The sequence below is a fragment of the Oryzibacillus soli genome (assembly GCF_051594765.1).
Taxonomy (GTDB): Bacteria; Bacillota; Bacilli; order Paenibacillales; family NBRC-103111; genus Paenibacillus_AR.
Genome location: NZ_JBPPGJ010000017.1, coordinates 82,396 through 101,911 on the forward strand (window position 1 = coordinate 82,396; position 19,516 = coordinate 101,911).

Annotated in this window: 16 protein-coding genes; 14 read left to right on the plus strand and 2 right to left on the minus strand. The window is 58.1% G+C overall.

The window, feature by feature from the left end; translation table 11 throughout:
- The first annotated feature begins 2 nt into the window (after nucleotides 1–2).
- The 4 genes from ACSEXW_RS21345 (at nucleotide 3) to ACSEXW_RS21360 (ending at nucleotide 5,145) form a co-directional block, all read left to right on the plus strand.
- Nucleotides 3–3,251 carry a hypothetical protein gene (locus tag ACSEXW_RS21345; protein WP_438448199.1) on the plus strand — a complete coding sequence of 1,083 codons (3,249 nt, stop codon included), beginning with the start codon at nucleotides 3–5 and terminating at the stop codon, nucleotides 3,249–3,251.
- Nucleotides 3,252–3,267: 16 nt separating this feature from the next.
- Nucleotides 3,268–3,828, plus strand: coding sequence for an XkdW family protein (locus tag ACSEXW_RS21350; RefSeq protein WP_438448200.1), 561 nt, complete (start codon nucleotides 3,268–3,270; stop codon nucleotides 3,826–3,828).
- 71 nt (nucleotides 3,829–3,899) lie between these two features.
- Complete coding sequence (locus tag ACSEXW_RS21355; RefSeq protein ID WP_438448201.1) at nucleotides 3,900–4,382, plus strand: phage holin family protein; 483 nt, start codon at nucleotides 3,900–3,902, stop codon at nucleotides 4,380–4,382.
- Nucleotides 4,363–5,145: a DUF1906 domain-containing protein gene (locus tag ACSEXW_RS21360; protein WP_438448202.1), complete on the plus strand. Its 783-nt coding sequence runs from the start codon at nucleotides 4,363–4,365 to the stop codon at nucleotides 5,143–5,145. The genes ACSEXW_RS21355 and ACSEXW_RS21360 overlap by 20 nt, the downstream gene beginning before the upstream one ends.
- 22 nt (nucleotides 5,146–5,167) lie before the next feature.
- Here ACSEXW_RS21360 and ACSEXW_RS21365 read toward each other — a convergent pair whose 3' ends face one another.
- Nucleotides 5,168–5,635, minus strand: a complete 468-nt coding sequence (locus tag ACSEXW_RS21365; protein ID WP_438448203.1) for a hypothetical protein — start codon at nucleotides 5,633–5,635, stop codon at nucleotides 5,168–5,170.
- A gap of 190 nt (nucleotides 5,636–5,825) precedes the next feature.
- Between ACSEXW_RS21365 and ACSEXW_RS21370 the strand changes: the two genes are divergently transcribed.
- From ACSEXW_RS21370 to ACSEXW_RS21390, 5 genes are all read left to right on the plus strand, one after another.
- Nucleotides 5,826–6,260, plus strand: a complete 435-nt coding sequence (locus tag ACSEXW_RS21370) for a NucA/NucB deoxyribonuclease domain-containing protein (RefSeq protein ID WP_438448204.1) — start codon at nucleotides 5,826–5,828, stop codon at nucleotides 6,258–6,260.
- A gap of 229 nt (nucleotides 6,261–6,489) precedes the next feature.
- Nucleotides 6,490–8,061: a copper resistance CopC/CopD family protein gene (locus tag ACSEXW_RS21375; protein ID WP_438448205.1), complete on the plus strand. Its 1,572-nt coding sequence runs from the start codon at nucleotides 6,490–6,492 to the stop codon at nucleotides 8,059–8,061.
- 28 nt (nucleotides 8,062–8,089) lie between these two features.
- Nucleotides 8,090–8,707: a YcnI family copper-binding membrane protein gene (locus tag ACSEXW_RS21380; RefSeq protein ID WP_438448206.1), complete on the plus strand. Its 618-nt coding sequence runs from the start codon at nucleotides 8,090–8,092 to the stop codon at nucleotides 8,705–8,707.
- A 131-nt stretch (nucleotides 8,708–8,838) separates the two neighbouring features.
- Nucleotides 8,839–9,288, plus strand: coding sequence for a hypothetical protein (locus tag ACSEXW_RS21385; RefSeq protein WP_438448207.1), 450 nt, complete (start codon nucleotides 8,839–8,841; stop codon nucleotides 9,286–9,288).
- Nucleotides 9,285–9,578 carry a hypothetical protein gene (locus ACSEXW_RS21390; RefSeq protein ID WP_438448208.1) on the plus strand — a complete coding sequence of 98 codons (294 nt, stop codon included), beginning with the start codon at nucleotides 9,285–9,287 and terminating at the stop codon, nucleotides 9,576–9,578. Before ACSEXW_RS21385 ends, ACSEXW_RS21390 begins: the two co-directional genes overlap by 4 nt.
- Here ACSEXW_RS21390 and ACSEXW_RS21395 read toward each other — a convergent pair.
- On the minus strand, nucleotides 9,556–10,611 hold the full coding sequence (locus ACSEXW_RS21395) for a YheC/YheD family endospore coat-associated protein (protein ID WP_438448209.1): 1,056 nt from the start codon (nucleotides 10,609–10,611) through the stop codon (nucleotides 9,556–9,558). The two genes, ACSEXW_RS21390 and ACSEXW_RS21395, sit on opposite strands and share 23 nt — an antisense overlap.
- A gap of 160 nt (nucleotides 10,612–10,771) precedes the next feature.
- Here ACSEXW_RS21395 and ACSEXW_RS21400 point away from each other — a divergent pair, with 160 nt between their 5' ends.
- The 5 genes from ACSEXW_RS21400 to ACSEXW_RS21420 all read left to right on the plus strand — a co-directional run bounded on the left by ACSEXW_RS21400 (nucleotide 10,772) and on the right by ACSEXW_RS21420 (nucleotide 19,509).
- Nucleotides 10,772–11,923, plus strand: a complete 1,152-nt coding sequence (locus ACSEXW_RS21400; RefSeq protein ID WP_438448210.1) for a glycosyltransferase family 4 protein — start codon at nucleotides 10,772–10,774, stop codon at nucleotides 11,921–11,923.
- 107 nt (nucleotides 11,924–12,030) lie between these two features.
- Nucleotides 12,031–16,839, plus strand: coding sequence for a WIAG-tail domain (locus ACSEXW_RS21405; RefSeq protein WP_438448211.1), 4,809 nt, complete (start codon nucleotides 12,031–12,033; stop codon nucleotides 16,837–16,839).
- Nucleotides 16,840–17,018: 179 nt separating this feature from the next.
- Complete coding sequence (locus tag ACSEXW_RS21410; RefSeq protein WP_438448212.1) at nucleotides 17,019–17,888, plus strand: glycosyltransferase family 2 protein; 870 nt, start codon at nucleotides 17,019–17,021, stop codon at nucleotides 17,886–17,888.
- The gene (locus tag ACSEXW_RS21415) at nucleotides 17,864–18,769 is read left to right on the plus strand and encodes a glycosyltransferase family 2 protein (protein WP_438448213.1); all 906 of its coding nucleotides are present in this window, start codon (nucleotides 17,864–17,866) and stop codon (nucleotides 18,767–18,769) included. The genes ACSEXW_RS21410 and ACSEXW_RS21415 overlap by 25 nt, the downstream gene beginning before the upstream one ends.
- On the plus strand, nucleotides 18,766–19,509 hold the full coding sequence (locus ACSEXW_RS21420) for a glycosyltransferase family 2 protein (protein ID WP_438448214.1): 744 nt from the start codon (nucleotides 18,766–18,768) through the stop codon (nucleotides 19,507–19,509). Before ACSEXW_RS21415 ends, ACSEXW_RS21420 begins: the two co-directional genes overlap by 4 nt.
- Nucleotides 19,510–19,516: the final 7 nt, after the last annotated feature.

The following is a 19,516-nucleotide window of genomic DNA, read 5'->3' on the forward strand; positions in this document are numbered from 1 at the left end:
ACATGCCAAGCTATACACCCAACCTGGGGTTATATAAGAAGGATCCGGCAACCGACGGCAACGATGCTTTTAATCTGACTCAAATGCTGAATGATCCGCTGGATGTGATAGACGAAAAATTGGGGAGCCAGATCATTCCCAAAGCCGACACGGGGGTCACGATCCAGCCGGGCCTTCAGGTCATCCATGCGGCCCGACAATCCCGGCTTAAGGTGCAGGGGATTACGGGGCGGACGCTGGTGAACTGGTTAGGACGAACCGGCAGCGGGGAAAGCTTGACTGGCTGGTCCGTTGCAAACACCGTAACGGTATCCACTACCCAAAAGCGTAGCGGGGATTCATCGTTCAAGGTAGATTTAGCGAGCAATACCGGGTATATCCACCAGCAAGTAAACGCCCCTCTGGCGGGTAAGCAGTACCTAGTTGGTATGTGGGTATTCATAGCGGCTTATATTAGTGGAGTTACCCCAAGACTAGTTATCTATGACAAGGGCGACATAAATACATCCCGCTACCAGGCGGCGGCAGACAGCACAATAATCGGTCAATGGCAGTTCATCTACACAAAGATTCCCGTAAATGGCGGTAGTATTACCACACCCGCAGGATTTACCTTGCTTGCTGGGGTTGGCGGCGTTGGAACCTGTACCGCGTATATGGATGAGATTCGGGTCTACGAGATGACAGCAGCCGAGGCTGCTGTCATTGACTCCCTGACCGCGGACCAGGTAGCAGCAAAATATCCTTACGTAGAGGACGTAAAACCTGTAGACCGAGTGTATGTGACGCGCTTCGGGAAAAACCTGCTGCCGCCAGTTACAGAGTGGGACAGTATACATGCGAATGCGGTCATACTGGGTCCGTACAAACTAACCTTATCGGCTACAGCAGCAGGGCAAGACAACTGGGTCGATTTAGACGTAGTGCCCGGTCAAGTCTATAGCTTCAGTGTTGCGAACCCCTTACAAGCAGGTTCTGTAGTCAAGATTTTTTCCATGAATGACGACGGTTCACTCGGGACTATATATGGGAGCTGGACCTTTACTGCCACCACCAACAAGTTGCGAGTGTACTTTGGTCCGACTAGAGCTGGCACATATACGCTGGATCGTCCCATGCTTGCCATGGGAAACGCTGCCGCAACTTTTGAACCGCGTGAAGATCATAATCTCTACTTGCCTGATCTGAAGCTTCATTCAAACGTAGATGGTAGTATAGCGGATCAGCTTTTTCATGATGGAAAGGAACTGCGGAAGCTGAAATGGTTTAGAGAAGTGACGTTGGACGGCACCCTATCCTGGACGTTCGGTACAGACGCAGTGGGATACAAAAACGTCATGATCGCCAATTTTGCAGGGTCCACGTTTCCTGACAGCTTCGTCCAGATTGCCGTGAAGTATGATGGGAAGATCCTGACCAAGAATGATGGAGTATCCGATGGTTCAGCAATTTACACCAACGGGACACTTCACATCACCGTTTCGGATGCGGACACCGGTTGGGGAGAAGCCTGGAACTCAGGGTCCGTAACAGTGGATTATATCAAAGCTTACTTTAACGGCTGGAAGTACGTCGGTTCCCCAAGTGGCCAAGAATGGAAAGCTATTGGCGGAACTATAACCGCTGGCTTATCGATAGCGTCTACACTAAGGGCGCCGGGATTCACCCCTTACAACCTGATCTACCAAATGTCTGTACCGATAAATGAGCCGGTACGCCGGGAGGGCGGCATAACTCTTCAAGAAGGCCCAAACCAGGTTGAAATGGGTACCGGCATCGTCGTTAGGGAGAAGGCGAACCCAGTACAGGTCGGAGGCCATGTGTACAGGATTAATTCCGTCGGTTGGAATACCCCTCTAAAGTACCGCCTAGCTAAATTTATAGACGCATACCGAAACAAAGTAAAAGACAAAACGTGGTACTTCGTAAGCAACATGGTATCTAATGACGGATACGGCGTTGGATTCCTCCAGAACGAACCGCATAACTATAACCCTTCCGCAGCATACGAGGTCACCTATCAGGCGTTGGATACTTACAAGCTGGGAACCGCCCCGATGACCATTTCAGCAGCGTATAGCGGAAACATGAAAGAAGCCCTTGATGATCTGGAACTGGAAGCAGCCCGCACCAGCACGGCTACGGACGTTGCACTGAACAAATTGAGCGGTTTGCTACCGGTGGCTATCACGAAGTCCACAAAGTCGGTCAACTATTACGTGGATGCCGCAAGCGGGAATGACGCAAATGACGGCCTGTCTACTGCTTATGCTTTCAGGACTATACAGGCGGCTGTAAACTCGCTGCCGAAGGTTCTTGATCATAATATCTACATCGTTATCCAGCCTGGAACGTATGCTGAGGACGTCACTGCCGGAGGGTTCTCCGGCAAGGGTTCACTGTATATCGGCAGCTTGTTGGGAGCTTCAACGGTGAGTATTAGCAGCATAGCCCTTATATCCATCACGTGCGCTGTGACGCTTGCGGCTATAACGCTGACGTCTACGACGTTGCCAGCGTTAACTATAAACCGCTGCGCCGGGGCGTATATCACGTCCGTTATATCCTCAAGCGCGTATAATAGCTCTGGTATCGATATCGGATGGAGTAGAGTATTTCTGCTGTCATGCCAAATATCCAACAAGGGGCACGCCGTGTATGTTGGCCACGTATCCCAAGTGCGGATTTCGGCATGTTCGGGGACCGGGAATACGAACGCCCTCTATGCAGAAAATGGTGCGGTCGTGACGAGGGATGGCATACAGCCGACTGGGAATATAGGTTCTGGGAATGGGGCTGTGATCGACCCCTGGGGGGACAACACACGTCTCGCAAAAACGGGCGTCTATGTTAACGCAAATGCTGACCAGTCAGTAGCCGCAACCACAGGCACAAAGGTTCTATTCGGTGCCAAACAATGGGACTACCTAAATGAGTACGCAACGGCTTCGTCCCGGTTTACGGCGGCAAAGGCGGGTACGTACCTATTCGACGTAGGCTTGAGGGTTGTCAATAACACGACTGGAACTCTGCTATATGCCTATATTTACAAGAACGGCGTCCTGGAGAAGAACCTGCTGCTCACCGTTCTGTCAAGCAGCGGCACCCATTATCAGTTCCAGCTGACGAATATCCTGACAATGGCCGCCGGTGATTATGCGGAAATTTACATTTACGCTTCAAATGCGGTCACGGTAAGAGGTTCTGAACTGGGTGCATCGGTCTATCAGAACATTACGCGAATCAGCTAAAGGAGGAGGATCATCTATGAACATTGCACAAGCGGTTATGTATCTGTTCGAAGGGCTTCAACCAATGGTGGACTTCGAAGTGAGAGACGATAGCGATGGTAACGGGCCTTATATTGCCGTATGGAACGTCCTGGACAGCGATGGTCAGCCTGTTCCACAACCTGCGGAAGAAGAACTGCTAGCGGCCTGGAGAGAGTTGAACCGCTTTGATCTCGACTCGTATAAACTTGAGAAAAAAGCGGAACTGCAGACTTTGTTCGAACGCGAGCTTAACAGCACCTTCACCTCAACCGCTCTTGGTGATCCGATCGACTTCAACTATGACCGTTCCGCGCAAGAGCGGTTCGCCAAGAAAACAGCCCTTCTCGCATTGAACCCGGAGGATGGCGAGCCCGTCACGTGGCCCTCCCGTTCCGGGTTCGTGACCATGACCCGAGAACAGTACACCGATGTAGTGAAGGACGCTGCGAAGCACGAGTCGGATAAGGCGTTTAAGCTTCTTTACGCCGAAGCTTATGTCGATGCGGCCAGCACGATGGAAGAGGTGGATGCCGTAATAAAGATGGGATTGGTATAAGTGAAGATCTGTTATGATACGGTGGGCTGCCGGCTCACCGTATTTTTTACGGGGGAAGGGGGAGCAATGATATGGACAAACATAAAGCACTTTGGTCTATGGCCGGCGCGGTATGCATGCCGGTCTTTGATTTTTTCTACGGATCCGGAGAGGTGGTGATCTATTCCATCCTAGCCTTAATCTTCTTTCTGGGAATGGACTGGATTGCTGGGAGCCGGGCTTCCAAAAAAGACAGGTCATATGCAAGCAAGTACGGCATAGATGGGATATTCCGAACCTTCTTCATGCTGCTGCTGCCGGCAGGTGGTCATTTTCTGGATATGGTATTCCGAATCCCATCCGTTTTCTTCGGTCTGCTGGTTGCCGGGCTGCTGTACCATACCATCCAATCGGCGACGGCGAACGCGATCCGAGCCGGGTGGGGGCAATGGATTCCGGATTGGTTGTTGAACGCGCTATTATCCTGGGTTAAAAGCGAGATTGAGAGCAAGCTCTCTAGAGCTCAGAGCCGACTTAAAGCAAAGGAGGAAACGAATGATGACAAAAGGCTTTGATTGCGCAGCACCGCTGACGGCGGAAGTGGCGCGCTCATTCGCGGCAGACGGCATGGAGTTCGTCTGCCGCTATCTGGTGCCTTCGGGGTGGAAGAGACTGACCCGGGATGAAGCCGAAGTGATTACCGCAGCCGGCTTGAAGATCGGGTCCGTCTGGGAAACGACGGCAGACCGGGCGCTGGGCGGATATGCGGCAGGGGTGACAGATGGTCGGAAAGCGGCGGAAGTGGCGGAGGCCGTCGGCCAGCCGAAGGGAAGCTGCATCTACTTCGCGGTGGACTTCGACGCGACAGCGGCCCAAATGCCTACGGTGCTGGATTATATTCGAGGAGCCAGCGAGGCGACACCAGAGTATTACACAGGGGTCTACGGCTCTTACGCTGTCATAGAGGCAGCGAGGGCGGCCGGGGTCTGCTCCCGTTATTGGCAGACCTATGCTTGGAGCAGAGGCTGTAGGTCAAATCCGATTCACATTCATCAGTACAATAACGGCCCGAATGGGCTGGGTCTTACTATGAACGGCATCCCGGTGGATCTGAATGAATCCTTCGGAGACGAGGGATTTTGGAGCCTCGGCCAAGCGATGCCCGCAGCGGAGGTGGAATCCGAGGCGGAGCAACCGGCCATCGATCCGACCGCCGCCCAGAAAGTGATCGATACCTTGGGCTCGTTATACCGGGCATCGGCGGATCCGGATGTTCAAGCGGCTGCTCACTTTGCAGCAGATGAGCTGCGAAGGGTGACTGGAACTCCTAACAGGTAAACCCATAACAGCTTAGCGGCAGTCAACGCCCTCTCCGAATGAATCTAAGATGCCAAGGCAAGAGATACGCATATGCCAAAAAGTGAACGGGCAAGGAATATAGCGTGTTATAGGTTTTGAGCGTCATCAACCCGACTTGGACGGTCAGCCATTCCAAAAGGAATGATCCGATGAAAAAAGGAATAGCAAGCTTCCATTTGTGGTCCGGCTTATAAAAATTTAAGTAGATGACAGACAAACACGGCGGGATCACACCATAAAGCAAAAGCTCGGGCAAGCCTTGTTTACCTTGGGACCCGATGTCAAAGATGTCGAAGGGGATAGCCAGATTGATATCGACAAACCAGACCACATATCCAATAACTGCAATGGTTGCATAGATTTCATGTAACTTAAGCCTTTTCGGCATAAAAATAACGATAGGGATCAATATGGAAGCGAGCAGGGCTGCATACCACCACCCTTTGGCCAAATCGTAATCGGGCTGCATGAAGGAAGCGCACCTCTTCTGGGAGTTAAGTTTTTACCATTGTGGATCAAAAATAGAAATTTTATACACACTCTAGGGCGTACATAACTTAGGCAATCGCTGCATGATGCGGCAGACCAATATCATGGAGATATGCTATAGTTAACAGCAGGAGATTACGTCTCCAAACTATTGAAGGAGCCGATTCCCTTTGAAACGAAACAATCGCCTCATTCTCAGTATCGTCGTGCTCCTCGTGTTGATTGGAGCCTCCTGGTATTATTATTCGATGCAAAAAGATCCGGCAGCTCCTACAGCAGCCGACATCGTTAAGCTAGAGTTCCCTACCGCCAAGTATCCGGAGACAGCCGCGCACATCAAGGAGGCGATCCAATCGGGAGAATCCGCCATATGCACGATTGACCGCGAACACGCCGATGAGCATCGGAAGCTGTCCTTACGGGACATTCCCACGAAGAAAGGGTATGACCGGGATGAGTGGCCCATGGCCATGTGTGCGGAAGGCGGGGCGGGGGCGGATATCGAATATATCACGCCCTCGGATAACCGCGGAGCCGGCAGCTGGGTAAGCAATGCGTTGGAAAAATATCCGAACGGTACCCATGTGCAGTTTGTCATTCCCTAACCATTTTTGAAGCGGCAGTCTTGGACTTGATGTCCGGGGCTGCCGTTTTTTGCGTTGAAAAACCCCCTTTGGGAAATAGTGTAAGAGATGAACAGAGTGTGAACTTTCTGTGATAATTGTCACTAATGGCCCTTTCGAGTCATTTGAAAATGACGTCATTCAAGTATAGTAATTACTAATAAATAATCGATTAAAGCGGCAGTGATCCTAAATGAACGGGAGTTAATCCATGGGCAGAAGATACGACGTCATCATGATCCTACTAAGACCTTTGCTCTGTATGCTCATCATCGTCTCCGGGTTGCTGCCGGGCGGCATCCATGCAAGTGCCCATGCAGAGCTGACCCGAGCCGTCCCGGCACCGAACAGCTCTTTAACGGAAGGGCCCACAGAGATTCGGCTTACCTTCAACGAACGGTTGGAAAAGGAGCAGTTCCGCATACGGCTCTTCGATCATCAAGGTAAGCCGATTCCGGAGTCCGAAACGGAGATGTCCGCGGATCAACGCGAACTGATCCTGAAGCTTCCTGCCGGCTTAGAGCACGGGAGTTATACGGTCACCTATCATGTGATTTCATCCGACGGGCATCCGATTTCGGATTCCTACGTGTGGGGCTTGGGACTTGCGAATGGAGAACAGCCCAGCGCAGGCCCGGCGATAAGCCAGCAGGAGGAAGGAACGAACTATATCTATCTGTTGTTCCGGATCTTGTACTACTCCTTTTTCCTGGTGCTGACCGGGTGGGTCTTCTGGGGCTGGGTCCTGCCGCTTAAGACCGGATCGGCGGCCACCATCTATAGGAGCCGGTTGTCTTTACTCCTTGCGTTCAATCTGCTGTTCACGACGATCTTCCTCCTGTCGCAGCTGCTCATCGTGATGGAGGATCTCTCGTTAGCCTCGATGGCAGGCGTGCTCACGGGAACCGTAGCAGGGCGGTCCTGGGCTTGCAGCTGGCTGCTTTCGATTCTCGGCTATGTCCTTCTACGGGGCCCGGGACCGGTTCAAGCCGTTTGGGTGCTGCTCGTGCTCGGTGTGAAGGCCTTCTCGGGACATGCCTACGCGCTCTCCACATACCCGGTGCTCGCCCTTCCGCTGGATGTGCTGCACTTGGCAGGGGCGGCCGTTTGGGCGGCCGGGGTCCTGTTGATCTCCGCCCTCTGGGGCGAGCATCGTCAGGAGATCCTTTCCTATCTGCCGAAAATTTCCCGGTATGCGCTCATCAGCCTTGTGCTGGTAGCGGGGACGGGGCTTCTCCTGTCCGGTCAGCTCCTGCAGAAGCTGGAGCATGTCCCATACACCGCCTGGGGGCGGATGCTGCTCCTTAAGGTAGGGATGACGCTGGGGGTTGTGGGGGTTGCCGCGTGGCTTCGGAAGCACCTGCGGGACCAAGCTTACGTCAAGTTCCGTTCCAAGCTCAGATGGGACATCTCGCTGATGCTTGGGATCGTGGCCGTTGCCGCGGTGTTCACCTTCTACTCGCCGGTCCCCCGGAACAAGCCGCTGGAGTGGAGCTTCCCCATGGGGAAGCTGCAGATTACACCCAATGCCCCCGGGAGTAATGAGTTTACTGTCTTGCTGCCGGAGGAGCTTGCGGATGTCCGGAAAATCGGGCTGGTGCTGAAGCCGGAAGCACCCTCGGATATCGCACCTATGGAGGTGCCGCTTGAGCGGATTGACACGACGCACTGGAAGGCTTCGGGCCTGTATCTCTCCCTCCCGGGAGCTTGGAAGATCCAGGTCCGCCTGACCGACCGGCAAGCCGACGAGCACGTGTACCAGAGGAAGATGAGAATTTTCTAATCGATAATAGAGAGGCAGAGTGTAGAAGATGAAGATGCTGCGTAAGGTTATTCCTTTGATGTTCCTGAGTATGGTATGGTTTGCGGGCCTGGCAAGCGCTCACGTGGTGGTGTATCCCAAGGAAACGACCCAAGGGACCTATGAGATGTTCACCTTGCGGGTTCCGACCGAAAAAGAGGTGCCTACCACCAAGGTGGAAGTCATCATTCCGGCGGACGTTACCGTGTCCCGGTTCGAGCCGAAGCCGGGCTGGCAGTATGAGCTGACCAAGGATGCCTCGGGCAAGATCACGAATGTCAGGTGGACCGCAACCGGAGAAGGCTTATCCTCCACGGAATTCGGCGATTTCCACATGCAGGGTAAGGTCGGGGACAAGGCAACCCAGCTTGTCTGGAAGGCGATCCAGACTTACAAGGACGGCAGCACTGTGGAGTGGACCGGAGCGGCGGATGCCAAGACCCCCGCGTCGGTGACGACCGTCAAGCCTGGGACAGCGGGTGGAACAGACAGCCATGGGCAGACAGCCGCGGCACCTGCCGCCGGTGATTCTAAGGAGGAGTCGAAGACACCGCTATACCTTTCCATCGCCGCCTTGGCGCTGGGCGTGGTCGCGGTCCTGCTGGCTTTATTCCGAAGAGCGAAGTAGCTTCCCCGACCAGTGGGCGGCCGTCACGGACAGGAGGATGTCTGTGACGGCCGCTTTTTGGTTTATGGAGGGTTTTTCCAGAACCGTAAATCTGTTAGAATAACGTCATCTGATGAAACGGAGGCGGGAAGATGCGGCTTAGGCTCCAATCCTATTATCTCACCTGCATAGGGCTAAGCATCCTGTCTCTACCTGCGGAAATCAAGAAGAGCAGCCATCAATTGGAGATGGGGAAACTGGTTCCTCCTGAAGCGGATCAGGTAGCGGCTGCGGGAATCGGCTTGTTCATCTATCCGGGACTGGTGATGATGCTGCACCTTTTTCTGTTTACAAGCTTAAGAAATCTCTTATCCCGTCAATCGGAATCTGCGGCTATCGAAATTCATAGGGGGTGGCTGCGGAGAACATCCACGATGATCATGGCGGCCATCCTGGTGGCAATCAATATGAACTACCATTGGAAGCATCATTATCCCTTCTGGATCCATGTGGTCTATACCTTAGTCTACCTGGCTTATGGAATCGGCCTTGCCGAAATCTTAACCAGGCGAAGGGCAGCGAATAAGGAGGCGGGGCGATGAGAAGTATCTTGGAAATCTTGCGGGTCATGGTGCTTCTCTTCCTGTTCCTCTGGATCTTGGATGGATTGGAGAGCTTCCTGATCCGTCGGATCATGGGCGAAACGCAAGAGTACACCTCGATTCTCCTCTTCTTCAGCAACCTACTTCTGTTTCTGGTCCTGTACCGAAACAAGCTGCAATTCAGCGGGTGGGATCCGTCGTATATCCGCAAAAAGAAGCTGTCTCCCCGAAGGACGGCGTCAGCGCTTATTGCTTCAGCCCTCCTCTTCATAGTGGCTTTCCTCCTCTAAATGCACCAAACGGTATCGTCCCGGGCGATACCGTTTTTTTATTCTCCACCCGGACCTTACCTTCAATAAATACCGGGAACCCGTGATCGGTGATTCCAATGTCGAGCCCGAGATCCGCCAGATCCGGCAGATGCATGCTCAGGTGCTTCGCGATGCGGAGCGACAGGTCTGCGATCCGGTCACGGATCTCCTCCGGCTTCAGCTCGGGATAGGCGGCCAGAAGCTCCTCCAGCGTGCGGACCCGTCCCCCCTGGGCTACATTGGTCACGTATGAGCCCCGGCGAGCCACCTTGCCGACCATTCCGGTAATCTGCCACTCCCCATCCTCTCCCCGCTGTACCGAAACCCGGATATCGAAAGGGTTGTCGCCGATCCTGGCCAGGGGCAGCTCCTGCTGTACCAGATAAGAGCGCTTCCCGATCCTTCGGCGGATCAGTGCGGGAATCCCCTTGACGAACCGGAGCTCTGATGGCTTGCTGCGGTGACGCGATTGGTACCGGAGCATCCAGCCTCCCTCCTCCGTCATCCGCATGTGCATGATTCCTAGTCCGATACTGCCGCTGTTCGGCTTCAGGAACAGGGAAGGAAAGCTGGCTTTCATATGCCGGATGTTGTCTGGGGTGGCTTGCAGGGTCTCTGGAAGATGGGGACGGATCGACTCGTCCAACATGAGCAGCCGGTGAATGTGAAGCTTGTCGTAGCGGTTGCGGCGGTTGAAAATGCGGAGTCCGGATCGGACCAGCTCCTCGATGCGCCGTGCGGCGCCGGGACCGGCATAGATGGCCCGGTTATGAATGATGGCCGGGGTGGGGACGGTGACCAGCCGGTAGCGTCCTCCGATTTTGACATAGGCTTGCGTTCTGCTTCGGCCCGGCTTCAGGGAGCTCAAGAGCATATAGCAGGGGGTCATGCCCCATGCGGCTGCAGCCCGCTCATAAAAGTCCAATCGCTCATAGCCCGTTCGCCCACGGGGAATCCGGTCAAATAAGTCCCGGTTGACCAATATTCCAATGTATCGTTGTTCCGACTGCATGGGTGCCGGCTCCTCCTTCCGTTCGTCTCCTACAGGTTATGTCCGCCCTGCGGAATTCGTATGGACGGATGCCGCCGGGATGAATAGGATAGTACATCGCAGCCTTCGGCATTCGAAATAGGCTCGAGGCTTAGCAAGTCGGGTTAAGGAGGATATGGAGATGGAAAGGGTCAAAGCGGCCTTCGTCACCCCCGGTTCGTTCCCCGTCCCGTCGCCACACAGCAGCTCGGTGGAGCATGTGGTGGCGGAGCTGTCAGGCCGTCTGGCCGGCCAGGCAGACTGCACGGTGCTGGGGATTCAGGCCAAAGGATATCCCGCTTACGAATGGAGGGAGGGAGTCCGCTACATTCGGCCGTCCGGGAGGAAGGGCTATCTGGGGGCGGTCATCCGGGAACTCAAGAACGGAGGCTACCAGATCATCCAGGTGGAGAACAGGCCCAGGCTGGCCCAGAGTCTGAAGAAGGCATTTCTGGGCAAGCCCGTGTGGCTGTCGCTGCACTCCTTGACCTTCGTTCACCCGAGACGGATCTCCTCGAGGGAGCTGGAAGCGGTCTTTCGGAGGGTCGACCGGATTGTGGCGAACAGTCATTTTCTGCAGGAAGAGCTGGCGAAGCGGGTCCCCTCCTGCAGGAGCAAGATCGTGGTAAACCACCTGGGGGTCAGAACCGATCAATTCCAGCCCCGATGGACCGAGGAAGGGGAGCGGCTGCGTACCGCCAAGCTGCAGGAAATCGGACTCGCCGGCAAAAAAGTCGTGCTCTACGTGGGACGGCTGGTGGAGCTAAAAGGCGTTCACCATCTGCTGCGGGCATTCGCCCAAGTGGTGGAGCGGGAGCCGGAGGCGGTACTGGTGGTGGTGGGCAGCGCTTTTTACGGCTCGAAGCGGCTGACGCCTTATGTCAGGAGACTCCATCTTCTGGGGAATAAGCTGCCGGCCAATGTGCTTTTTGTGCCTTATGTGCCTCATGACCGGATACAGGATTGGTTCCGTCTGGCGGATGTAGCCGTGGTGCCGTCTCCGAGGAAGGAGGCCTTCGGCCTCGTGAACATAGAGGCGATGGCAACGGGGGTTCCGGTAGTGGCGGCGGAAGCGGGGGGACTGAAGGAAATCGTCGTCCACGGAACAACCGGCTTCTTGGCTCCCGTGTCGAGGTTGGAGGAGACCATAGCCGGACATCTGCTGGCGCTGCTCGGCGACGAGCCGCTCCGCCGGGCGCTGGGGCAGGCGGGTGCGGCACGGGTGCAGGAGCATTTTACTTGGGAAGCGGCGGCGGGGCGCTGGTTGGAGCTGGTGCGATCTTCCGGCATCTAGGCGAATGCCAATTTCTGGTCCGCTAGTGTCCCGAGGGCGGATGTCCCGCATACGATAATCCAAACGGATGAAGGATTCGGTAGGCTCACATCAGAAGGGAGAGCATTATGAGGAACAGAAAAAAGTCGTCCGGCGGCAGCAGCCGGAAAACCAAGGGCATTGTGATCGATTCGACCATATCGGAGCTGAGTTTTCTGAATGATCCGCCGCGGGTGGAGAAAAAATCGAAGCCGTTCGTAGCGGAGGCGGCTCTACGCAGGGAGGCCGAGATCGATGACACGCCGGAGGCGGTTGACGAACCGGAGGACATGGATCCTATAGAGCCGGAAGAAGAGGAACCGGAAGCAGCTGCGGATCTCGATACGGAATCAAGTATGGAAGAGGACGTTCCGGAAGAGAAGGCTGAGGTGGCTCAAAGCGCTGTAGCGATGTCGAAGAAGAAGCCTGCGGTTCTCCCAGAGCTGCCCAATGCCTTCGCACCGGTTCTCCCCCGTCCGGCGGAGCTCCTCCTGGGCCAGCGTAAGCCTGCTCCGAACCAAGCGCCGGTAGTGTTCACGGATGATCTGGCGGACCGGTCCGTTACAGCCGATAAGCTTGCCGATTACGCGGTCACCCGGGATAAGCTGGACCGGGACAGCGTAAGGACGGAAGCGCTGGAGGATCAAGCGGTGACGAACGACAAGCTGGCGGATGGGGCTGTCACCTTCCTGAAGCTGGCGGAGAACACCGTAGGCGAGGGACAGCTGTTGAATGGCGCCGTCGGCACGGAGAAGCTGCGAGACGGCGCGGTCACCGGGGCGAAGCTGGCCGCAGGGTCTGTCACGGCCGACAAGCTGGCTGATCAGGTCTTCGACGGCATAAAGCTGGCTGCAGGTGCCGTGAAGGGCAAGCATCTCGCGCCGGGCGCCGTAGGGCCGGAACACTTCCGGGATGAAGCGATTGGTCCGGAAAAGCTGGCTTCCGCGGCGGTAGAGGTCCGGCACCTCGGCAATGGCTCGGTGCATACGGCGAAGCTGGCAGAAGGTGCCGTTACCGAAGAGAAGCTCCGGGACGGAGCGGTGACGTCGTTGAAGATCGGGGCCGGCCAGGTCGGCTCCAGCCAATTGGCGGAGCGGGCGGTTCGTCCGGAGCATCTGGCAGACGGGGCCGTAACGGGACGCATTCTTCGGGAAAGCAGTGTGGCATCGGGGCATTTGGCTCCGGAGGCAGTGTTGGGCGAACATATCCGCGAGGACGAGATCCTGTCCCACCATCTGGCGGACGGTTCTGTGGTATATGGAAAGCTGGCCGGCGACAGTGTCGGCGAGGAACAGCTTCGGGATGCCTCGGTGACGGGCGTGAAGCTGGCACCCGGATCGGTTGGCGCGGGGCATCTGGAGGATGCTGCGGTCACCTACGGCAAGCTATCGCGGGATAGCGTGGGGACCCGAGAAATTCGGGACGGAGCGGTGACCGGCGGCAAGCTGGCTGTGGAATCCGTCGATACGGAGCATCTGGCGGACGGCGCGGTAACCGGCGGCAAGCTGTCGCGGGACAGTGTGGGGACCGTGGAGCTTCGGGATGGGGCGGTGACCGGCGGCAAGCTGGCCCAAGAGTCCGTCGGCGCGGGGCATCTGGTGGACGGCGCGGTCACCTACGGCAAGCTGACACGGGACAGTGTAGGGACCGGAGAACTTCGGGACCGGGCGGTGACCGGCGGCAAGCTGGCCCCTGGATCGGTCGGCACGGAGCACGTGGCGGATGCCACGATCACCTACGGCAAGCTGTCGCGAGACAGTGTAGGGACCGGAGAACTTCGGGACGGAGCCGTATCCGGCGGCAAGCTGGCCCCGGAGTCGGTTGGCACGGGGCATCTGGCGGATGGCGCCGTCGTCTACGGCAAGCTATCAAGGGACAGCGTAGGCACGGAGCAGCTTCGCGACGGCGCGGTGACCGGCGGTAAGCTGGCGCCTGAATCCGTCGGCAGCTCGCATCTGGCGGAGGGAGCCGTGTCCGGTAAGCAGTTGGCTAAGGAGTCCGTGGATACGTTCAAGCTGGCGCCACATGCCGTGACGTCGGACCGTTTGGGGAAAGCTTCCGTCGGTCAGGAGCATCTTCAATCCGGCGCGGTGGGCAAAGATGCGCTGGCCGCAGAAGCCGTCACCGGGGAGAAGCTGGCTGTGCGGAGCGTAACGGGCGATAAGCTGGCGCCGGAGCAGATTGACGGGACTCATCTGAAGCCGGAGTCGATACGCGGTTACCACCTGTCCAAGGGCTCCGTCCTGTCCTACCACCTGGATACGGGCTCCGTCACATCCGACAAGCTGGCGGATGAAGCCGTCTTTGGCAGCAAGCTGCGCAAGGGTGCCGTTACCTCCAAGCAGCTGGCCGATAGTGCGGTGGACGGCTCGAAGCTGGCGAAGGAATCGGTTGGCCCCGACCATCTGACGGCCTCCTCCGTCAGGGAAGAGCACTTGTGCTCCGAATCCGTGGGAGGCCAACACTTGAAGGATCTCGCCGTATCGGGTCCGAAGCTTCAGGATGGCGCCGTAACGGCGGAGAAGCTGGGGAACGGTGCCGTGGGGCCGGAGCACCTGTCACTGGAGAGCGTGTCCGGCAAGCATCTGCGGCCCGGTGCGGTTCATGGCTTCCACTTGCAGCCGGAATCCGTCAGCGGGATGCATCTGGAGAAGGGGTCCATCCGTCTGGAGCACTTCGGCGAGGGGGCCATCGACGCGGGGCTCATCATCAATTTGCAGGTGGAGAGCGAGCAGCTGGCCGACGGTGCGGTTACGGAGCAGAAGCTGGCCGACGGCGCCATAACTGCCTCTAAGCTTGCCGATGGTACCGTGAAGGCGAACCATCTGCAGACGGATGTTGTAGAACGGAGCCATATCCAAGATGGGGCGGTATCGTCGGAGAAGCTGGCTGACGGTGCCGTGACGGCGGAGAAGCTGGCAGGTGGCGCCGTGAACTCGGTCCATCTGCAGCCGGAAGCCGTGGAAGGCCGCCATATTCGCGCCGGTGCCGTGAATGCGGAGCATCTCGCACCCGGCTCGGTGAAGACGGAGCATCTGGATGGGGTGGAGCTGGATGCATCCCGGGTATTGAACCTGGTGGTGGATGAAGCGAAGCTGGCTAACGGTGCCGTGACAGCGGAGAAGCTGGCGGGTGGCGCCGTGAACTCGGTCCATCTCAAGCCGGAAGCCGTGGAAGGGAGCCATATCCGTGCCGGTGCCGTGAACGGGGAGCATCTCGCACCCGGCTCGGTGCGGACGGAGCATCTGGACGGGGTGGAGCTGGATGCGTCCCGGGTATTGAACCTGGTGGTGGACGAAGCAAAGCTGGCCGACGGTGCTGTGACGGCTGAGAAGCTGGCGAGCGGCACCGTAAGCCCCCGTCACCTGCAGCCGGAATCGGTGCTGAGCCGTCATATTCGCGCCGGTGCCGTGAACGGGGAGCATCTCGCACCCGGCTCGGTGCGGACAGAGCATCTGGACGGGGTGGAGCTGGATGCGTCCCGGGTATTAAACCTGGTGGTGGACGAAGCGAAGCTGGCCGACGGTGCCGTGACAGCAGAGAAAGTGGCGAGCGGCACTGTATACTCCCGGCATCTGCAGCCGGAAGCCGTGGAAGGGCGCCATATTCGCGCCGGTGCCGTGAACGGGGAGCATCTCGCTCCCGGCTCGGTGCACACGGAGCACCTGGGATCCATTGAACTGGATGCGGCGTGCATCGTGAATCTGGCGGTGGACAGCGACCAGTTGGCGGATGAAGCGGTCACCTCTTCAAAAATTGCCCTCGGATCTGTCCGGAGCGAGCATCTGGATAATGAGACGGTCCAATCCGAGCATCTGGCCCTGGCATCGGTGCAGGAGGAGCATCTGGATTCGGACGTCGTCTCATCCGACAAATTGCAGGATGGCGCCGTGACGGCGAAGAAACTGCTTGCCGGTTCCGTCGGGACCGCGCACCTGCAGGATGGCGCTGTCATCTCGAATAAGCTTGCTGAAGGCTCGGTGGGAACGGTTCACCTGCAGTACGGCTCGGTTACCGCTTCGAAGTTAGTAGCGGAATCGGTGGGAGCCGTACACCTTCAAGAAGGTGCGGTGACCGCCTCGAAGCTGAGCGAAGGCTCCGTGGGAGCCGAGCACCTGCAGGACGGCGCAGTAACTGCTTCGAAGCTGAGCGAAGGCTCCGTGGGGGCCGCGAACTTGCAGGATGGTGCGGTGAGCGCCTCGAAGCTGAGCGAAGGCTCCGTGGGAGCCGAGCACCTGCAGGACGGAGCAGTGACTGCCTCGAAGCTGAGTGAGAGCTCCGTGGGAGCCGAGCACCTGCAGGACGGTGCGGTGACCGCCTCGAAGCTGAGTGAGAGCTCCGTGGGAGCCGAGCACCTGCAGGACGGCGCAGTGACCGCCTCGAAGCTTGGAGACGGTGCCGTAGGAAGCGCCCAACTGCAATCGGCCTCGGTCACCTCCTCCAAGCTGGGAGCGGAGTCGGTCAGCCCTGTACACCTGCAGGAGGGAGCCGTGACGAAGACGAAGCTGGCGGATGGCGCGGTCTGCGCCTCGAAGCTGGCCGAGGGCTCCGTCGGTCAGTCGCATCTGCAGCCGGGCATCGTCAGCGGCGCGCATATCGCCGGCGGCAGCATCGGGGAGGAGCATCTCTCGGCCGAGGTCCGCGCCAAGCTGCTGACCCGTACCTTCATGGGGGCCGTGCCGTTCCGGTTCCAAGCCCAGGATGAAACCTGCCTCGTGGAGATCCCCTTCCCGGAGGCCTTCTCCGGAACGGACTATGTGGTGGTGGCCATGACCAACCATCCGGCATGCTACGCCGTCCTGAAAGAACGCCATGCCGATAGGGCCGTGGTGGAGGCCGTCAAGGTCAAGATCAGCACGGACATCCAAGGCCTCCTGAGCTGGATCGCATTCGGATAAGATCAGCCCGATTGTCCCGGGGGATTCAGCCCCCGTACGCAAGCCCATGCCATGCGGAACCCCCGCACGGCATGGGCTTATTGCTGTTGTGGCTGGAAGCGGGCGATCGAGGATGGACAGGTGCCGTTGCCGCAAGGGAGCCGCAACATAGTATGACAAGGAGACCAAGATAACCGGAGGTGATTCAATTGGGCAAGAAAGCAAGCCCCTCCGTGAAGCGGAGGCGCAGCAAGAGCCCGGCACGTCCCAGGCCTCCGTCCCGTCACGGTCCGCCGATCCGCAACTCGGAGGAGCCTGTCGTGTCCGTCATCGTGCCGGCCATGAATGAGAGAACCACCATCGGTGCCGTGATCCGGGAATGCCGGAAGGTGCACCCGGACACGGAGGTGCTGGTCGTCGCCAACGGCTCGACGGACGGTACCCGTGAGATTGCGGAGGCGGTGGGCGCTCGGGTCATCGCCGTGCCGGAGCCGCTGGGCCACGATGTGGGACGGAGCATCGGCGCTCTTCACGCCCGAGGGAAATATCTGTTGTTCACGGACGCGGACATCGTCATTCCGGGTGCCCGACTGAAGCCCTTCATCCAAGCGCTGGAGCGGGGCGCCGACATCGCGTTGAACCGTTATGAAGGACCGAAGGATCGGAATCACGTGCATTCCGTGGTGCTGGCGAAACATGCGCTGAACGCCTTCCTGTCCGCACCGGGCTTGGGCGGGGTGTCCATGACGGCCGTTCCCCACGCCATCAACCGGCGTGCCTTGGAGGTGATCGGTCCCGAGTTCTTGTCGGTTCCGCCCAAGGCCCATGCGATCGCGGTGTTCCTGGGGCTCCGGGTGGAGCCGGTCCGGTACGTCGAGGTAGGCCGCAGCAACCCCTCCAAGCGCAGGCGCAAGGTTCTTGGGAAGGATCCCTTGGAGCATCTGATAGTCGGCGATCATCTGGAGGCCTTGGAATGGCTCCTGAAACGGACAGGACCCCGGGCGCTTCGGACGGATCTGGGACGCAAGAGGGAGGTGGTGTCCCCATGGACCGCGCGCCGGGAAGAGTGAAACGAGCCGCAGGCTCCCGCCTCCAAGCGAATCGCAGGAAGCAGGGCATCGGGAAGAAAAAGCGCAAATCCGGCCCGATTCCGAAGAAGTCCCGCCTTCCATCATGGGGCGCGAATCCTTTCGGTACCCGCCTCGGCGTGTCGGCGGTGGTTACAGCCATGAACGAAGCAGGGAGGATCGGCAGCGTGCTCGACCAGCTGATGAAGCTTCCCTTCCAGGAGATCGTCGTGGTCGTCAATGGCTCGACGGACGCCACCTGGGAGCAGGTCAGACGCCATCCGTCCGGACCGCTGATGCTTCATTACCCGGAGGCGCTGGGCCATGACGTGGTCCGGGCGGCCGGGGCCCGGGTGGCACGAGGGGACATCGTGCTGTTCCTTGATGGAGACATCGTCCTGCCGGCCAAGCGGCTCTTGCCCTTCATCCGCGCCATCGCCCGCGGGCAGGATGTGGCGCTCAATGACCTGACCCCGTTCCTGGGCAGCTTCCGCAAGCGGGATACCGTAACCATCGCCAAGGAATTCCTGAACCGGGCCTTGGGCCGTCCGGACCTGATGGCCAACTCCATGACGGCAGTGCCCCACGCTCTGTCCCGCAGAGCCATCGGGATCATCGGACCGGAACGGCTGGCCGTCCCTCCGTTAGCCCAGGCTTACGCCCTCATGCAGGGGTTGAAGATCTGCGCTCCCGCCGGATGCAATGTGTTCGCCTCCAATGCGAAGCGAAGCACCAACACGGGAAGGATGAATCCTGTCTCCGAGCTCATTATGGGGGATCACCTGGAGGCGCTCCACGCGGTGATGGCTGCAAGGGGAGGCCGGCTGGCTTATCCTGATGGAATCCGCAACAGGTCGGCTGTCCGGGAGGGGAGTGCGACATGAGGAAAACGAGCATTGTGATACCGACCTACAACGGTCTTCCGCTGTTGTCAGAGTGCGTCGAGGCCATCCGGGCCCATACGGATGCTCCGTATGAGATCATCGTCGTGGACAACGGCTCGACGGACGGCACGCTGGAGTACTGCATCCGCGAAAGGCTGGTCTTCGCCTCCTTCGCCCGCAATATGGGCTTCCCCGTCGCCTGCAACCTGGGCCTGAAGATGGGGGGAGGGGAGGCGCTGCTCCTGATGAACAATGACGTGCTGGTGTCCAAAGGCTGGCTGCCCAACATGCTGGCTTGCCTGGACAGTTCGCAGGAGATCGGCATTGTCGGGCCCTACACCAACTACGCCAGCGGCGTGCAGATGAAGGCCCCCTCATATGAGGGAGCTCCGCAATTTTTCGGCTCCGCCGAGGCCCAGAACGTGCCGGATCCCGCTTCATGGCGCGAGGTGAATCGGCTGGTCGGACTCTGCTTCCTCTTTAAGAGGGAGCTGATGGACCGGATCGGGTTCTTGGACGAGAGATTCTCGCCCGGGCATTACGAAGACGACGATTACTGCTACCGGGCCCGGTTGGCAGGCTACAAGCTGATGCTGGCCGGCGACACATACGTCCACCATCACGGCAGTGCCAGCTTCAAGAAGCGGATGCCGGAGGAGGTCTTCCAGCTAGTCACGGACAACCACAGGAAATTCATGGAGAAATGGGGCATCGATCCCCAGCAATTCATCGAAGGGTAGAGGAGGC